This window comes from Mesorhizobium sp. B2-4-18 (assembly GCF_006441385.1).
Lineage (GTDB): Bacteria > Pseudomonadota > Alphaproteobacteria > Rhizobiales > Rhizobiaceae > Mesorhizobium > Mesorhizobium australicum.
This window is the reverse complement of the sequence record NZ_VFUW01000007.1, coordinates 304,036-320,985: the sequence shown is the minus strand read 5'-3', so window position 1 is coordinate 320,985 and position 16,950 is coordinate 304,036. Positions and strand designations below refer to the sequence as shown.

The following is a 16,950-nucleotide window of genomic DNA, read 5'->3' as shown; positions in this document are numbered from 1 at the left end:
GAGTGGGGTCCGAGGTGGGAAGGAAGATTGTCATCTCGATCAACACGTCCTGGAACGTAGTCAATTTCCGCAAGGGCCTGATCGAGGCGTTGCGGCGGCGCGGCTATGATGTCGTCGTCGTCGCGCCGAGGGACGAGTATTCATCCTTGATCCCAGGGATGGGTTGCCGCCACGTCGACATCGAAATCGACAATTCCGGCACCTCGCCTGTTCGCGACCTTGCGCTTCTGTGGCGCTACTGGCTTATCCTGCGCCGCGAGAAGCCGCTGGCGTTCGTAGGCTTCACCATCAAGCCCAACGTGTTCGGCTCGATGGCTGCAAACCTGAATGGCATTCCGGTCATAAACAATGTTTCAGGGCTCGGCACTGTCTTCCTCCAGGGCGGCCTTCTCCAGGGAATCGCCAAAGCCCTTTATCGCCTGGCGCTGGCCCGTTCGAAGGTGGTCTTCTTTCAGAACGACGACGACCGGATGCTGTTCGTCGGCGCGCGCATCGTGCGCAAGGAACGGACCGCGCTGCTGCCCGGCTCAGGCGTCGATCTCGCGCGCTTCTCGCCGTCGCCGCGCCAGCGCGCGCCGTCCGGTGCCATCGTATTTCTGCTGGTGGCTAGGCTGCTATGGGACAAGGGTGTCGGTGAGTTCATCGAGGCTGCCCGCCTCGTCCGTCGCCAAGCGCCTGCGGTGCGCTTCCAACTCCTTGGCTTTCTCGATGTCGAGAACCGAACCGCGGTCAGCCGCGCCGAAATCGAGCAATGGGTCGACGAGGGTTTGGTCGAGTATCTCGGTGCCACCGACGACGTTCGCCCTTTCCTGGACGCTGCCGATTGTGTCGTCCTGCCTTCCTACAGGGAGGGTACCCCACGCTCACTGCTCGAGGCGGCCGCGATGGGCAAACCTCTGATCGCCACGGACGTGCCCGGTTGCAAGGAGGTGGTGGACCATGCCGTCAACGGTTTCCTTTGCAAGGTCAGGGATGCCAGCGACCTGTCGGCACGGATGATCGATTTCGTGACGATGGACGGCCACTCCAGGGACGCGATGGGGAACGAGAGCCGGAAAAAGGTTGAACGGCAGTTTTCGGAAACGATCGTCGTCGAGAGCTACATGCATCAGATAGAGAAGCTTACGGCTGCCGCCACGTGATGAGCGGCCATCGCCTTCCGCTTCTCGGCCGTGAGCCGGCTGACACCGGATCTATTTCCGTCTTAGCGGCCGATCGCCGGGGCTTCATGAGCCGCTGCCAGTCCACGATTGTCCGACCAGGCGCAAGCTGCCGTGGCTGCATCGGTGATGGTGAACCACCTTCCCGTTCGCCAAGTCTGATCAGGAGCGCTCGCGCGCAGTCACGGGGCAAAGGATATCTCAATTGTTTTTCGGGTAATCTGAAATTCGCCGGCGATAATCAGAACTTTTCATGCGCTATTGCTAAAGTGGTGAGCTCCCAAAGGCACGAGGCAAGTCAAAATTCTAGCGCCGGCGCGAAACAGGTTGGAATTGTGGCAAAAAACTGTTACGCGCTGATGTCATAAACTTTTGATTTGCAAGTTCCAAGGAGCGGCTTCGAGAGAAGGGCAAAACGAATGAATCTCATCGTCAGAACCGTGGTGGTTGGATTTGTTGTTTCCGTCGGTTTCGGTTCCGCTTCCGCATTTGCTCAGAAAGCATCTTGCAGTTGCGCGACTGCCTATCATGGTGCGTCAAATCCGGTTGGATCCATTGTTTCCGTCAATGGCGATGTGATGGTGTCGCAGGCCGCCGGCTACGGCCCGGCCAAGGCAGGAAATATGCTTGATTCCGGCAGTCGTGTGGTGGTCGGCGCCAAGGGGTCGGCGTCCGTGGCCGTTGGCGGCTGCAACCTGGATGTGCCGGCGAGTTCGAGCCTGGATGTCTCTCGCGTCGAGGGCAACATCTGCCTCAAGCTGGTTGGCTCCGAGCAGACCGCCGCCATCCAGCAGTCTGGCGGAGCGGTCGGCGGTTTCGGTCCGCCCGAGGGAATTTTTTCTGGTGCGCTTCTTGCGACCGGCGTGCTTGCGGCCACGCAGGACGACGACAGCGCTGTCAGCCGTTGAAGGCTGTGGCCCATTGCCGTGATTGGCCGCGGCGCGCCGATAGTGTCTTTAGATGGGTTCGTTAACTATATTGCATTAGTAGTTGTTGAAATAGTGTGGGCGATCCTGGCGGGGAATAGCTGGTTTCGATGGGGCGGAAATGACGGGTCGAGTTGGAGTTGTTATTGCTTTTGTAGCGCTCGCAGCGGGAAATGTTTTGTTTGCCGGGTCCGCGGCTTTCGCACAGGCAGCGCAGTGTTCCTGCCTTGCGGCCATACCGGTTTCGGGAAGTGTGGTCGGCCAGTTGACCAACGTCCAGGGTGACGTGCGGATGTCACAGGCTGGCGGTTATGCCGGTGTGAATGGCGAGGCGCCGGTCTATTCGGGCGCACGCATCATGACAGGGGCGCAGGCTTCGGCTTCCCTGGTTGTAGGCACCAATTGCGGGTTCGACGTTCCGGCGAATGTGACCGTCCAGATCGACGCTGTCGAGGGCGGTATGTGCGTGTCGTTCGATGCACCGCAAGCCGCTGTCGTGCCGGCCGGTTCCGAGCCCGGCGTTTTGCCGGTTCTCCTCGGTGCCGGTGCGATTGGCGGTGGCGCGGCCCTTCTTCTCGGCCTGCAGGATGACGATGACGCCGTCAGCCGCTAGTCGGTCCCCAGCGTTCCTGTTCTGCGTAAGCTTGTGAAATGCGTCATTCGCCGCCATGCGGGTGATGCGTTTGTATTTTGTCGAGGCAGCGGCATCGCTTTGCCTCCATGCAGACAGAAACGCCAATGATTGACCTGCATTCCCATATTCTGCCTGGTCTCGACGATGGCTCTTCCAGTCTGGCTGAATCGCTCGAAATGGCGCGGCTGGCAGCGGCTGATGGGACAACGCATATGGTGTGCACCCCGCACGTCATGCCCGGCGTCTATGAGAACGGCACGACAAATATTGCCCAGGCAGTCGAGGCGCTGGTCAGGGAACTTGCTTGCGCCAGCATCCCGCTTGTCCTCTACGTCGGCGCCGACGTTCATGTTTCGCCTGATCTTCCCGACCGGCTGAAGCTCGGCAAAGTGCCGACGTTGAACGGATCGCGCTATTTCCTCTTTGAGCCACCGCATCACATCTTGCCGCCGCGGCTCGAGGATCTCGCTTCCCGCCTCGTTGGCGCGGGCTATATTCCGATCCTGACCCATCCTGAACGGTTGACCTGGATCAAATCGAACTATGACGTAGTCGAGCGATTGAACGCATTGGGCTGCCTTATCCAGCTCACGGCGGATTCGGTCGTAGGAGCCTTTGGCCGGACCGCTCTCTACTACTCGGAAAAGCTGCTCGACGAAGGCAGGGTGGACATCATCGCATCCGATGCGCACGGCCCGTCGAGGCGTCGGCCGGGGCTTTCCCAGGCGGTGGTCGCCATCGCAAATCGGTGCGGCGAAGATGAAGCCTACAATATGGCGGTGAAACGCCCGGGCGCGATATTGCAGAATCAGCTGCTCGCGCCCATTGGAAAAGTGAGCACCAAGAAATTGTATGCCGGCAGCGCGAGCCGTTTCGGCGGATTGGGTCGGCTGTTCAAGAGCGGGTCTCTGGGATGAACATTTTCGATCTTGCCAGAAACAATGCAGGTATGCCGACGCTGGCCGCGTTGCTTGCACTCTCTGCTTGCGCGAGCTCTTCTTCGACATCATCGACGGCCTCCGTCGAAGCGTTGCAACCGACATCGTCTTCGACGGCCCTTGCCGGCGGTGGTGCGCTGCAGGTGGTGAAAGACCTGCCAGCGCCGCAAAACACGCAAAATGGCAGCGAGCAGCCGCTGTCAGCCAACGACGTGCTCGAAGTCAGCGTCTTCCAGGTCGATAATTTGAACAGGACCGTTCAGGTCGATGCCAGCGGCCAGATTTCCCTTCCGCTCATTGGCGCGATGACCGCGGCCGGCAAGACCGTTCGTCAGCTCGAGAAGGAAATCGAGACCGCGTACGGCGCAAAATATCTGCAATCGCCCGACGTGACGATTGTCGTGAAGGAATCGGTAGGCCAGCGCATTACGGTCGACGGCGAAGTCAACAGGGCAGGCATCTATCCGGTGTCCAGCAGCGCTTCCCTGCTGGATGCGATCGCACTCGCCGGAGGATTCAATGCTGTCGGCGACGCCGGCAAGGTCTTCGTCTATCGCAATTTTGGCCAGAGCAGGCTGGTCGCCAACTACAATGTCGAGGAAATTCGCGCAGGCAAAAATCGCAACCCGCGCATCTACGGCGGCGACGTGATCGTCGTTTTCGCTTCGAAGTCGAAAATCGCGATGAACAATCTCAAGGACGCGTTGGGTCTCGCCTCGAGCGCGGCCCGCATTGCGGTCATTCCATAAGACAGGCACGGCCGGCCACGGACAAACCAGGATGACTTTGCGCCATGCTCGATCGCAACAGGCAGCCCCAAATTGCCGGCCCCGGATATGGCCAAGCCCTGTCCGCGGATCTTTATTACGATGGGGCGCAGAATTATAGCCCGTATGGTCGTGACTATGCCGCCCAGGACGAGGGCTTCAATCCGCTCCGTTTGCTGTTCTATGTCATCCAGTATCGCTGGCTGATCGTCATGATGGCCGTCGCGGGCCTCGTCGCCGGTGTCATTGTGACGATGATGCAGACACCCAAATATCAAGCGACGACGCAGCTGGAGGTTCTGGTCCCTTCGGCAAAGGTCTTCCAGGACATTGAGGTGGTTTCCGAAAACAGTGACGTCCGGGCGTTTCTGACCGCCCGGGAGAAATTGAAGAGCAGGGCCTTGGCGCAGCGCGTGGTCTTTCAACTGGGCCTAGCCGAAAAGCCGGACTTCCTGTTTCCGACTCCGAGTTTTTCAATCGGCAACATCTTCTACCGCGCCTTCGGAATTTCCAAATCGCTCTCGATCCAGGAAAAGACGCCCGAAGAGCGGGAAGGCATGGCGATCAAGCGCGTCCTCGATGACCTCACGGTCAATCTGGTGACGAACACCAGCCTGCTGTCGATCACCTTCGTCGACCAGAAGCCGAAATATGCGAGCGATGTCGCCAATCAGGTCGCCCAGAGCTTCATCGATCAACGTCTCGACCAGACCAGCGAGACGTCGGATCTGGCAAGGCAGTTCATTCAGGAGCAGGTCCTGCAGGTCAAACAGAAGCTGCAGAAGTCCGAGGAGGAACTGGTCGCCTATGCCAAGGATGCCGGCATTACCGTCACCGGCGGCGACAAATCGCTGATCGGGTCAAACATCGAGGCCCTCAACACGGCACTCGCGACCGCAATCCAGGAGCGTCTCGATGCCGGGCGGATGGTGGATCAGGTGGACAAGGGGCGTGGCGCCAGTCTCGGTCCGGTTCTGGAGAGCGAAGGCCTGCAGAAGCTCAGTGAAAAGCTCGCGGACCTCACAAGCCAATACCAGCAGAAATTAGGCATCCTGAAACCTGGCTTTCCAGAAATGCAGCAGTTGCAGTCGCAGATCAAGGAACTGCAGCGGCTCTACAACAATGGCGTGCTGGCGATAACCGACTCGCTACGGTTGAAATTTCAGGAAGCGCAGAACAAGGAAGCCGACCTCAAGGCCAAGCTCACGGAGCTGGAAAAGCAGCAGATCGTCTTCAACGACAAGAACATCAAATACACCATCCTCAAGCGCGAGGTCGATTCCAACCGGTCGCAGTACGACGGCCTGATCGCCAAGCTGAACGAAGTCGGCGTGAGTTCTGAGCTCAAGACGCAAAGCGCTGCCGTTGTCGATGTCGCGACCCGGCCCTTGAGCCCTTATTCTCCTCGCCTCAGCATCAATCTTGCAATAGCCTTGGTGCTCTTCATGGCCTTGAGTGCGTCGATCATCTACATCGTCGAATTGCTCAACAACACCTTCACAAATCCGGAGCAGATCGAAAAAGAGCTCGGATTGGCCATGCTCGGCATCTTGCCGCTCGTCGACGACCGGGAACTCATAGCCAGCATAGCCGATCAGAAGTCGGGGCTTTCGGAGGCCTATCGTTCGTTGCGGACGTCGCTGCAATTCTCAGGAGCGGAAGGGGCGCCGCGTTCGCTGCTGATGACCAGCTCCGAACCGTCGGAGGGTAAATCGACCACATCGTTCAAGCTTGGCCAGGATTTTGCCGCTCTCGGCGCAAAGGTTCTGCTTGTCGACGGTGATTTGCGCAAACCCAATCTGCATCGGCTGTTCGGCCTCGACAACGCGATCGGCTTAAGCAATCTCCTGACAAACACCGTTCGCAAGGAAGATCTGGCCGGTATCTTCAGAGCGACGAAATATCCCAATGTGACTGTTCTGACATCGGGGACGATACCGCCGAACCCGGCGGACCTGCTCTCTTCGCCCAAAATGGCGCTGATCATCACCAATCTCGGCAAGCGCTTCGATCTGGTCATCATCGATGCGCCGCCCGTCGTTGGCCTTTCGGATGCGCCGATCCTCGGCCGGCTTGCCGAAGGCACGCTGATGGTGATTTCCACCAACCAGGTAACCCGCAAATCCGCCAAAACGGCTCTGAAGCGTCTACGAGCAGCCGGAGCGAATGTCATCGGGGCAGCGATGTCGAAATTCCAGGTGAACAAGTTCGACTACAACTACGCCTACAAATACATGAATTCCCAGTATTACGAATACGGCACGAATACCCCGAAAATCGAGGGCAAAGTCGATGGTGGAGCAGGCCAGCCCGCGCGTGCAAAGTCTCCTGCGTTCAGGCGTTTGGTTCGTCGCCTCCGTTCTGGTGTTGATGGCTTCGTCGACCGGGCTAAGTCGTCTTCTTGAGACGGGGACGCCAAGCGTCTCTCTCGCGCTGGATCCGTTGAACGTAGATGCTTTGATAGGCGAGATCGCCGGCGAACTGAACCAGACGAACGACGGTGCCGATCTCGACGGGTTGGCCGCAAAGGCCCGGAATGCGCTTCGCTTCAACGTCGCGGATGCACGCCTCTATAGCCTGATCGGTGAGATCAAGTATCGCCAGGGCGAGAAGGACCAGGCGTTCGAACTCTTTGATCGGGCTCGAATGCTGTCCAAGACCGAAATACACGCATTGCAGAGATCCATCGATCGCTCCGTCGAGACGGGCAACCTGGTAAGGGCTGTAGCCGAGATCGATATCTTGCTGCGTCGGTGGCCTGATCAATTTTCAACCGTGGCCGCCGGTTGGCCGGCCATTCTCGCCAATCCCGAAGGGTACGGGGCCGTGCTCGCCGCCATCCGGGCGGAGGCGCCATGGCGGGGCAAGCTTTTTTCGACCCTTGGCCAGAACCCCCAGGGTTTGGCAGCCGCAAACCAACTGTTGCTCGATCTCGCGGGGTCCCCGACGTCTCCAACGTCCAACGAATTGTCGGCCGTGATCGATGGCTACATCAAGCAAAGGCAATATGACCCGGCCTATCGGCTGTTTCTCTTCAGCCTGTCCGACGAGGAACGGAAACTGGGCGGCTACATTTTCAACGGCGGCTTCGAACCGGTCCACAGCGGCAAACCATTCGACTGGGTGATACACGACCGGTCGGGTATGGAGATCACCTTCGCCGGATCGCGGGATGCAGGTGAAAGCGACAGCGGAGCGACGATTCGATTTCTGAACACGCCCGTCAAGAACGCGGCGCTTCAGCAATTTATCGAACTTCCTCCTGGCTCCTACAGGATTTCCCTGAACGCTTCGGCCACGAATCTCAAACTGCCGAAGGAATTGTTCTGGTCTCTCAGATGCGTCGCTCCCTCACATGAGATCGCGCGCTTCAACATACCGGAAGGCACCTTCAACAGGCGAAGCCTGAGCCTGGACTTCACGGTTGGGCCGGCGGCGTGCCCGATGCAGTTGCTGAGACTGGAAACGGCCGCGATCGCACAGAGTTGGCGGTTTCGATATGTCGGGACGTTGGTCATGCACAAATTGAGCATCGAAAGAGTATCGTCGTGAGAGAACGGTCGCGACAGCCCACGCAGTGGGATAAATATCTTCTTGGCTCGGTGCTCTTTCTATCGATGCTGATTGGTGGCGGCACCGCGAGCGGTCTGTACACCGAGACGCTGATCGAGATTGCGGCGGTCATCTCCGCCACGGCGATCCTCTCGAGGCCGTCGGAACAGGCAATTCCCCGCGCCGTGTTGTGGTTGCTTGCTCTTGTGGTTGCGGTGTTCTGTTTTCAGGTCGTGCCGCTGCCCGGCGCCCTGCTCGAGGGGGTGCGACCCGCGGTGCTGCTTGCGGATCCATGGCTGGATGGCGAAAGCCGGTTGCGCTTCGTCAGCGTCGGAGTGGGGCGCACCATCGAGTGCATGCTCTATTTTGTCGCGGCCGCGGCGTTCTTCCTCGCCGTCCTGCGCCTGCGCGCCGAGCAGGTCCACGGTCTTCTGCCGTTCTTTTTCATGGGGGTGATCTGCAATGGCCTGGCGGCGGCGATCCAGTATTCGCTCTCCGATACCGTCGCCATCGAGGGACTACTGCCGTTTACCATCAATGCGGGTCTCTTTGCCAACCAGAACCACTTCTCGGCCTTGCTCTTCGTCTCGATCCCCTTCGTGGTTTATTATGGCTTGTTCCGCCGCCACCTTCTTTCAGGAGCGCTCGGTCTGGTAACCCTCCTGCTGCTGCTTCTGGCCGCCGGTTCGCGGGCCGGCATTTTGATCGGGCTGGCGATCACCGCCATCTCCGTTGTCTTCCTGTCCGCGCGCTCGAGGGTTGGTGGTTATGGCATCCTCGCGGTTTTCATCGGCCTTTCGATCTACACGATCGGCGCGTGGGCAAAGATCGATGCCAAAGTGGTCGACCCGGCCTTCGGACGAGCCGAATTCGCACGGACCACGATTGAGGGAATTGAGCAGAATTGGACCACCGGTGTCGGATTTGGCGCTTTTCAGAAGGTTTACCAGATCCATGAAAAAGGCAGCATGATCTTCAAGTCTTATGTCAATCATGCGCACAACGATTATCTGGAATTGGCGCTAGAGGGCGGTTTGCCAGTTATCTTGCTGATGGTTGCCTATGCGGTGCTGCTGTCCGCATCGTCCACCAGAATTCGCGGGGAACCGTTGCAGAAGGCGGCTTTTCTGTCGCTAGCTTTTCTGCTCGTTCATTCCCTCGTCGATTATCCCCTGCGAACCGCCGCCCTTGCGATGACGTTTGCCTGTTTGAACGGTATTGTCTTTCACCGCGGTTTTGCCGATCGGCTCAACCAGAGGGATGTACCGGGCAAGGCCAGCCGCCGTGACGAGGACAATCTGCTTGTCCCGGCCAGGGCATCGGCCTTGCCAAGGTAGGACCAGGTGGGTTCGGCCGAAGCGGGAGGCGCCAGCCGATTGCCCGTGCGTGGCCAATGCGTTTGTTGTGTGCCGCATTGACAAGCCAATGCATGAAACCTAAGCACAGGCACTCAGGGCCGGGGGGCTTTGGCATGTCGAGGAGAGCTTCTTGAAAGGAATTATCCTTGCTGGAGGCAGTGGAACGCGTCTCTATCCACTAACATTAGCAGTCTCTAAGCAAATTCTTCCCATCTACGACAAGCCGATGATCTATTATCCGCTGAGCGTTCTGATGCTCGCGGGGATAAGAGAGATCCTGGTCATTTCGACGCCGCGTGATCTGCCGGCTTTCCGTGACTTGCTCGGCGACGGATCGGACTTCGGGCTGGCGCTGTCCTACGCGGAGCAGCCGCAGCCCAATGGCCTTGCCGAAGCCTTCATCATCGGCCGCGATTTCATCGGCAAGGACAGCGTGTCGATGATCCTGGGCGACAACATCTATTTTGGTGACGGGCTGTCGCAGCTTTGCCGCGCCGCTGCATCGCGCCAGACAGGCGCTTCGGTGTTCGCCTACCATGTCGAGGATCCCGAACGTTATGGCGTGGTGTCCTTCGACAAGGCGACCGGGACCGCGCTGACGATCGAGGAAAAGCCACAAAGCCCGAAGTCCAACTGGGCCGTCACGGGTCTCTATTTCTACGACAATGACGTCGTCGACATCGCCCCGACCATCCGCCCTTCGGCGCGGGGCGAGATCGAGATCACGGCGGTCAACAATGTCTATCTCGAGCGCGGACAGCTCCATGTTCACCGGCTGGGACGCGGCTATGCCTGGCTCGACACCGGCACGCATGACAGCCTGCATGAAGCCTCTTCCTTCGTGCGCACGATCGAACACCGCCAGGGCATCAAGGTCGCCTGTCCGGAGGAAATCGCCTTCGAACAAGGCTGGCTGAGCGCTGACGAGGTGTTGCAGCGTGCAGCTCGCCTGGGAAAGAACGAATACGCCGCCTATCTGCGCCGGCGTGTCGCCGATCTGTCGGAGGGCTAGATGCTGGAGGTGAGATCCCTTGGCATCGACGGGGTGCTGGAAATCGTTCCCAAACGCCATGGCGACGCGCGCGGTTTCTTCATGGAAACCTACAATGCCGAGCGCTTTTCGCAGGCCGGCATCGATCTGGTTTTCGTGCAGGACAACCACTCCTATTCCGCCGCTGCCGGCGTGCTGCGCGGGCTCCATTACCAGCTGGCGCCGCGTGCCCAGGACAAGCTGCTGCGCGTCATCAGGGGCGCGCTGCTGGACGTCGCGGTCGACATTCGCCGCAGCTCGCCGACTTTCGGAAGATGGGTTGCGCTCGAAATTACCGCCGAAAAAGGCAACCAGATCCTGGTGCCCAGGGGCTTCGCGCACGGCTTCGTCACGCTCGTGCCCGACACCGAGGTGCTGTACAAGGTGACCGACACCTATTCGCCCGAGCATGACCGGTCGATCCGTTTCGACGATCCTGCCATCGGCATCGAATGGCCGTCGCTGGCCGGCGGCTTCCAGCTTTCGGACAAGGACCTCAAGGCGCCGCTGCTCGCCGTCGCCGAGGTATTCGCCTGATGGGTGTTTGCGTGAGGACTGCGGTATGAATTTTCTGGTGACGGGCGGTGCCGGCTTCATCGGCTCGGCGGTATGCAGGCATTTGTGCGCCAACCCGGCCTACCGGGTGACCAATCTCGACAAGCTGACCTATGCGGGCAATCTGGCCTCGCTGCGGCCGATCGAGAACGCCCATAATTACAGCTTCGCCCAGGCCGACATCTGTGACGAGAGGGCGGTGCTCGACCTTCTGCGCCGGCACGACATCGACATCGTCATGAACCTGGCCGCCGAGAGCCATGTCGACCGCTCGATCGACGGACCGGGCGCCTTCATCGAGACCAACATCGTCGGCACCTACAAGATCCTCAACGCCGCGCTGGAATACTGGCGTGGCCTGTCCGACGACAGGAAAAGCCGCTTCCGCTTCCATCACGTCTCCACCGACGAGGTGTTCGGCGACCTGCCTTTCGACGGCGGCATGTTCGTCGAGGAGACGCCCTACGCGCCGTCCTCGCCCTATTCCGCGTCGAAGGCGGCCTCGGACCATCTGGTGCGCGCCTGGCACGAGACCTACGGCCTGCCGGTCGTGCTTTCCAACTGTTCGAACAATTACGGCCCCTATCATTTTCCCGAGAAGCTGATCCCGCTCGTCATCCTCAACGCGCTCGACGAAAAGCCGCTGCCGGTCTATGGCGCCGGCGCCAATGTGCGCGACTGGCTGTTCGTCGAGGATCACGCGCGCGCCCTGGAACTCGTCGCCACGAAAGGGCAGCCGGGCGAGAGCTACAATGTCGGCGGCAATTCGGAACGCACCAACCTTGCCGTCGTCGAGACGATCTGCGACCTGCTCGACACCAGGCGTCCGCGCGCCGGCGGCAGGCGCTATCGCGAGCTGATCTCCTTCGTCACCGACCGTCCCGGCCACGACCGCCGCTACGCCATCGACGCCACCAAGATAAGCCGCGAGCTCGGCTGGACGCCCAGGGAGAATTTCGACAGCGGCCTTGCCAGGACCGTGGACTGGTTCCTCGACAACGAATGGTGGTGGGGGCCGATCCGCGAACAGCGCTATGCCGGCGAAAGACTGGGCGAAGCCCGCAAGGTGGGCGCGTGAGGCTGCTTGTCACCGGACGCGACGGCCAGGTCGCGGCAAGCCTGCTCGCGGCCGGCCAGGCGCGCGCGGGCGTGGAGGTCGTCGCCATCGGTCGCCCGGAGCTTGACCTGGCATGGCCCGACACCATCATCGACGCCATCGCGGGTGCCAAGCCCGATATCGTCGTGTCGGCCGCCGCCTACACCGCCGTCGACCAGGCCGAGGACGAGCCCGATCTGGCCTTTGCGGTCAACGCGACCGGTGCCGGCAAGGTGGCGGAGGCCGCGGCGAGGCTGGGCGTGCCGGTCATCCATCTTTCGACCGACTATGTCTTCGATGGAACCAAGGCCGATGCCTATATCGAAAGCGACCCGACCGCGCCGCTCGGTGTCTACGGTGCCTCCAAGCTAGCCGGCGAGCAGGCGGTGGCATCAGCCAATCCGCGCCACCTGATCCTGCGCACCGCCTGGGTCTACAGTCCGTTTGGCAAGAATTTCGTGAAAACCATGCTGCGGCTCGCCGCCGACCGCGATGAGATTTCGGTGGTATCAGATCAATGGGGAAATCCCACATCCGCGCTTGATGTCGCCGACGCGATCCTGCATGCGGCCACCATGCTGCATGGCGACAAGAGCTTCGCCGCGTTCGGCACCTGTCATCTGGCCGGCAGTGGCGAGACCAACTGGAGCGGCTTCGCCCGTCATATCCTCGACACAAGCCTGAAGTTTGGTGGTCCCTGGGCGCGGGTACGGGATATCACGACGATGGACTACCCAACCAAGGCGCGCCGCCCTGTCAATTCCCGGCTATCGAGCACGAAATTCGCCGGGGTGTTCGGGTGGGATGCGCCTGATTGGCGGATGTCGACGGGGGAGGTGGTGCGGCGGCTGATGGTTGACGAGACGAGACAGATATTGAGCGCATGAACAAGCATCCATCCCCTGAGAACCTGCAAGGCGCGACGCCTGATCCGCAGCCGGCCGACCGACGGCCGGCAAAAGCTCGCACCAAGGCAAAGCCGGCGGCTGCAAAGGAGCCAGCGATCAAGCGCACATGCATCATGGTGCTCGGCATGCACCGTTCGGGCACCAGCGCGCTGACGAGGGCCATCAGCCTGCTCGGCGCTGAACTGCCGAAGAATACACTTGGTGCCAATCCAACGAACCCCACTGGCCATTGGGAGCCGCTGCGGCTGATGGAACTTCATGATCGTATGCTTGCGGAGGCCGGCAGCAGTTGGGATGACTGGCGGCCCTTCGAGCAAACCGATCTTGGCGCCGCTCGCTTACGTTTTTACAAATCGGAGATCGCAAGGCTGATCGACGAGGAGTATGGCGCTGCGTCGCTTTTCGTCCTTAAGGAGCCGAGAATCTCACGTTTGGTGCCGCTTTATGCTGAAATCCTGAAGCGGATAAATGTCGAGGTTCGCTATGTCTTGACGCAGCGCAATCCCTTGGCGGTGATTGCTTCACTCGAAAAGCGGGATGGATTCACATCAGGCTTTAGCGCCCTTTTATGGCTGCGGCACGAGTTGGAGGCCGAACATGACACCAGAGGCAAACCTCGCGTGTTTGTCTCCTATGAAGCTTTGCTTGAAGATTGGCGGGTCGACATTGAGAAAATTTCCGGGGCTCTGCATATAAAATGGCCGCAATCCATCTCTGCGCTGCAGACAAGCCTGTCGACCCATTTCTCTACTGATCATCAGCATCATGCCGCAAGCGCGGATCTGCTCGACGCCGATCCACGCATCGCTGATTGGGTAAAGCAAGCTTACGGTGCGTTGAGAGCACTTGAAAAAGACCCCAATGATCCTATCGCGATGGCGTTGCTAGATGCCGTGCGGATCTCCTTCGACACAGTCAGTCCGGTGTTTGGCGAAGCGTTCTTCGATGAGATGGGTTCGCGCGTCCAAAGATTAAAGCAGGCGAGTTCACTGGCGCAGCATTTAGCGGACGAGAGGGCGGCTGAAATAGACCAGCACACAGTCGAGTTGACGAGTGTCCGTCGAGAAGTGGAGCTAAAAGACGAGCAATTATTACGGCAGCAAGAAGCTCTCAAGCGTTTGGCTGACGAACGCAATGCTGATACTTACCGATACACAACAGAACTCGAAAAGTTGCGAGTGAAAATAGCGAGGAAGGATGTCGAACTCGCCGGAGTACGCAACGCGCTGGCTGAGACCGAGCGGGAGCGGCAGCGTGCTACCGACGCGGAAAGCCGAGAGCGTCATTTAACTCAAGAGTTGGAGGCGCTTCATTTCCGTCATGCAAGTGTATCGTTAGAGCGGGATCAAGCTCTCGGCGAGCTTCAGAGCGTACGAGATCGCCTTGATGCCGTTTATAGCAGTACGTCTTGGCATCTGACGTCTCAACTCCGTTCGACAACGCGTCTCGTAAAGCGCGCATCGTTCGGGCTCGGCTATCCCTTTTCGGTTCTTTGGAACGCTGCAACCAAGCTTTCCCTAAGTCCAGTGCGCGACGTGCGGGCAGCCGGCATCATCAGGCGATCCGGAGCTTTCGATAGGGGCTGGTACCTCAAGAACAATCCTGACGTGGCTGAGTGGCGAATTGATCCGCTGCGGCACTACGTTGTCTTTGGTGCTCGCGAGGGGCGCGATCCAAATTCACGCTTCAGCAGCAGTAACTATTTGCTCCGCAACCCCGACGTTGCGCTCGCCGGCCTAAACCCTTTTGCCCATTTCTTGGCACACGGCAGAAATGAAGGAAGAGAGGGCGAAGGACACGAACTTAGTTCGCCAAAAGAGTCGTTCACCCCACCTCGTCAGCGTCTGAGCCTACCGTCTGTCCTCAGGTTAACTCCCGATGCTTTGCGGTTCTCGGGTGGTGTCGCGCCCCTCGTAGCCACCAGTTGGCGTGTACTTCGTAGAGAGGGCATTAGAGGTATTGGATATCGTATTAGAATTCTGATGCAACGGAGAGCGAAAGAGGAGCACGTTGAGCAGTGTTTCGACGTGGTCTCGCCGCATGACCAAGCATTCCCCCAACGTTCGAAAGTGGTTCGCCGCCATGTTGCGAGCGTAGATATTATAATTTGTGTCCATAACGCTTTGGAAGACGTTCGTAGATGTCTGGAATCCGTGACAGCACGTACAATGCCTCCTTACAATTTGATTATTGTGGATGATGGCAGTGACGAGATAACTGCGTCATATCTGAGAGAGTTTATGATTGGACAGCCTGGTCAACTGTTGAGGCATGAAATCGCGTTGGGCTATACACGTGCAGCAAACGTTGGTCTGAAGGCGTCCAGCGCCGATTTTACTGTCCTCTTAAACAGCGACACTATCGTTACCCCATTTTGGCTTGACCGCTTAGTCGAATGTGCTCAGTCCGACGACAAGATTGGAATCGTTGGCCCTCTGAGTAATACTGCATCATGGCAATCTGTGCCCTTGACGACGGAAGGCGGTGACTGGGCGCTGAATTCGCTTCCAGAGGGTTTGGATGTGAATAGCATGGCCATGTGCGTTGCGGAGTGTTCCCCCCGTGCCTATCCCAAAGTCGGGTTTCTCAATGGTTTTTGTATTCTTCTCCGGCGCTCCCTGATCGAAGACATAGGTTACTTTGATGAGGCGGCGTTTGGCGAGGGCTATGGAGAGGAAAACGACTACTGTTTGCGCGCTTCTGGAGCCGGATGGCTTCTTGCTGTGGCTGAGGACACGTATGTTTACCATGCGCAATCCAAAAGCTACTCCAATGAACGGCGGCGCAAGCTTGTGGAGCGCTCCGATCAGATGCTGCGTGAAAAACACGACAGCCGGATTTTGTTGTCTCTAGATGCTACTAAAGAAAATCCTGGTCTCGCGGCAATGCGGGCCAGAATATCAGTGGGCCCGGAACGCATCCTGAACCGAGATCAAATTCGTGATCGCCATGAGGGGCGTCGTGTCTTGTTCTTGCTGCCGGTACGCGATTCTGGCGGCGGCGCCAATGTTGTGCTCACAGAGGCGCAATGCATGATGCGGGCGGGTGTCGATGTGACGATTGCAAACTTGAAAATGCATAAAGATGCGTTCGAGCTTAGCTACCCCAATGTGGAGGTTCCGATAATCTATCTGGAAAACCCTCAGTCGCTGTCAAAAGTAAAGAACAGTTTTGACGCAGTAATAGCAACTGTATTTTTTACAGTAGAATGGTTTAGGGGGCTAGGGTTAGGCGAACGGCAATGCTTTGGTTATTACGTACAAGATTTCGAACCCTATTTCTTCGATGAATCGGACCCATTGCACGCGCAAGCATTGAGCAGCTACACAGCGATACCAAACATGAAGTTATTCACCAAAACCGCTTGGAACGCCAGGGAGTTAAAACGGTATACCGGCATTGATCCTTCAATTGTCGGACCGAGTTACGATTGCGACCGCTTTTTCCCGAGCGCCCGAGGCGACACCGGTGTCACACGAATCGCCGCCATGATACGTCCGTCAACTCCCCGTCGGGCGCCCGAACTAACCGCTTCTGTGTTAGAGCGCATCTGTCGGAGTGAGCCGAAGCGTGTAGAAGTCCATGTCTTTGGCTGCTCCCCAGAAGATCCGCTCGTGAGGCGATTCGTTCCGCTTCCGAATGCCGTGATAAGAGGCCACCTAAATCCTGACGAAATGTCGGCACTTCTCGCGTCTGTAGACATCTTTGCAGATTTTTCGGTTTACCAAGCGATGGGCCTGACTGCGCTGGAGGCGATGGGTTGCGCCACCGCCGTGGTAGGTCCGGCAAATGGAGGCCTGGGAGAGATAGTCACCGACCACAGGAATGGATTGATCGTGGATACCACGGATGAAAATGCCTGCTACGAGGCGCTTGTGGAGCTTGTTAGCGACAACGAGTTGCTTAGGAAAATACAGTTGGGAGGCGTTGAAACTGCCGCAGGGTACTATTCGGAAGGAGCAGCCGTTCGAATCCTGGACGCTCTGTTTCCTGAAAGCGACCTGAGCCAGTGATTTTGGGAATGTA

Annotated in this window: 13 protein-coding genes; all 13 read left to right on the top strand. The window is 58.6% G+C overall.

The features are described from left to right. The first annotated feature begins 14 nt into the window (after window positions 1-14). The 13 genes from FJ527_RS19145 (at window position 15) to FJ527_RS19085 (ending at window position 16,937) form a co-directional block, all read left to right on the top strand. Window positions 15-1,142, top strand: coding sequence for a glycosyltransferase family 4 protein (locus FJ527_RS19145; protein ID WP_140717757.1), 1,128 nt, complete (start codon window positions 15-17; stop codon window positions 1,140-1,142). A gap of 437 nt (window positions 1,143-1,579) precedes the next feature. After that, window positions 1,580-2,068: a hypothetical protein gene (locus FJ527_RS19140; RefSeq protein WP_015318732.1), complete on the top strand. Its 489-nt coding sequence runs from the start codon at window positions 1,580-1,582 to the stop codon at window positions 2,066-2,068. A 310-nt stretch (window positions 2,069-2,378) separates the two neighbouring features. Beyond that, window positions 2,379-2,699: a hypothetical protein gene (locus tag FJ527_RS19135; protein ID WP_140663240.1), complete on the top strand. Its 321-nt coding sequence runs from the start codon at window positions 2,379-2,381 to the stop codon at window positions 2,697-2,699. Window positions 2,700-2,824: 125 nt separating this feature from the next. Further along, window positions 2,825-3,637 carry a CpsB/CapC family capsule biosynthesis tyrosine phosphatase gene (locus FJ527_RS19130; protein WP_140618677.1) on the top strand — a complete coding sequence of 271 codons (813 nt, stop codon included), beginning with the start codon at window positions 2,825-2,827 and terminating at the stop codon, window positions 3,635-3,637. After that, on the top strand, window positions 3,634-4,407 hold the full coding sequence (locus FJ527_RS19125) for a polysaccharide biosynthesis/export family protein (protein ID WP_140823841.1): 774 nt from the start codon (window positions 3,634-3,636) through the stop codon (window positions 4,405-4,407). Before FJ527_RS19130 ends, FJ527_RS19125 begins: the two co-directional genes overlap by 4 nt. Before the next feature lie 44 nt (window positions 4,408-4,451). Continuing rightward, the gene (locus FJ527_RS19120; RefSeq protein ID WP_140823840.1) at window positions 4,452-6,830 is read left to right on the top strand and encodes a polysaccharide biosynthesis tyrosine autokinase; all 2,379 of its coding nucleotides are present in this window, start codon (window positions 4,452-4,454) and stop codon (window positions 6,828-6,830) included. Further along, the gene (locus tag FJ527_RS19115) at window positions 6,718-7,977 is read left to right on the top strand and encodes a hypothetical protein (RefSeq protein WP_246677739.1); all 1,260 of its coding nucleotides are present in this window, start codon (window positions 6,718-6,720) and stop codon (window positions 7,975-7,977) included. Before FJ527_RS19120 ends, FJ527_RS19115 begins: the two co-directional genes overlap by 113 nt. Next, window positions 7,974-9,314 carry an O-antigen ligase family protein gene (locus FJ527_RS19110; protein WP_140823839.1) on the top strand — a complete coding sequence of 447 codons (1,341 nt, stop codon included), beginning with the start codon at window positions 7,974-7,976 and terminating at the stop codon, window positions 9,312-9,314. The genes FJ527_RS19115 and FJ527_RS19110 overlap by 4 nt, the downstream gene beginning before the upstream one ends. 151 nt (window positions 9,315-9,465) lie before the next feature. Continuing rightward, window positions 9,466-10,347 (top strand): glucose-1-phosphate thymidylyltransferase RfbA, encoded by an 882-nt coding sequence (rfbA, locus tag FJ527_RS19105; protein ID WP_140618669.1) that lies wholly within the window; start codon window positions 9,466-9,468, stop codon window positions 10,345-10,347. Next, window positions 10,348-10,902: a dTDP-4-dehydrorhamnose 3,5-epimerase gene (gene rfbC, locus FJ527_RS19100; RefSeq protein WP_140823838.1), complete on the top strand. Its 555-nt coding sequence runs from the start codon at window positions 10,348-10,350 to the stop codon at window positions 10,900-10,902. A gap of 25 nt (window positions 10,903-10,927) precedes the next feature. Continuing rightward, window positions 10,928-11,998 carry a dTDP-glucose 4,6-dehydratase gene (gene rfbB / locus FJ527_RS19095; RefSeq protein WP_140726552.1) on the top strand — a complete coding sequence of 357 codons (1,071 nt, stop codon included), beginning with the start codon at window positions 10,928-10,930 and terminating at the stop codon, window positions 11,996-11,998. Then, window positions 11,995-12,903: a dTDP-4-dehydrorhamnose reductase gene (gene rfbD / locus FJ527_RS19090; RefSeq protein ID WP_140823837.1), complete on the top strand. Its 909-nt coding sequence runs from the start codon at window positions 11,995-11,997 to the stop codon at window positions 12,901-12,903. Before rfbB ends, rfbD begins: the two co-directional genes overlap by 4 nt. Beyond that, entirely contained in the window at window positions 12,900-16,937 is a 4,038-nt protein-coding gene (locus FJ527_RS19085) for a glycosyltransferase (protein ID WP_140823836.1), read from the top strand. Before rfbD ends, FJ527_RS19085 begins: the two co-directional genes overlap by 4 nt. The last annotated feature ends 13 nt before the right edge of the window (window positions 16,938-16,950 follow it).

Bases quoted from the DNA above. Each gene is read 5' to 3' on its own strand.
- FJ527_RS19140 (WP_015318732.1), top strand. From the start codon at position 1,580: ATGAATCTCATCGTCAGAACCGTGGTGGTTGGATTTGTTGTTTCCGTC.
- rfbB (WP_140726552.1), top strand. From the start codon at position 10,928: ATGAATTTTCTGGTGACGGGCGGTGCCGGCTTCATCGGCTCGGCGGTA.
- FJ527_RS19085 (WP_140823836.1), top strand. From the start codon at position 12,900: ATGAACAAGCATCCATCCCCTGAGAACCTGCAAGGCGCGACGCCTGAT.
- FJ527_RS19135 (WP_140663240.1), top strand. From the start codon at position 2,379: ATGTCACAGGCTGGCGGTTATGCCGGTGTGAATGGCGAGGCGCCGGTC.
- FJ527_RS19130 (WP_140618677.1), top strand. From the start codon at position 2,825: ATGATTGACCTGCATTCCCATATTCTGCCTGGTCTCGACGATGGCTCT.
- FJ527_RS19120 (WP_140823840.1), top strand. From the start codon at position 4,452: ATGCTCGATCGCAACAGGCAGCCCCAAATTGCCGGCCCCGGATATGGC.
- FJ527_RS19125 (WP_140823841.1), top strand. From the start codon at position 3,634: ATGAACATTTTCGATCTTGCCAGAAACAATGCAGGTATGCCGACGCTG.
- rfbC (WP_140823838.1), top strand. From the start codon at position 10,348: ATGCTGGAGGTGAGATCCCTTGGCATCGACGGGGTGCTGGAAATCGTT.
- FJ527_RS19115 (WP_246677739.1), top strand. From the start codon at position 6,718: ATGGTGGAGCAGGCCAGCCCGCGCGTGCAAAGTCTCCTGCGTTCAGGC.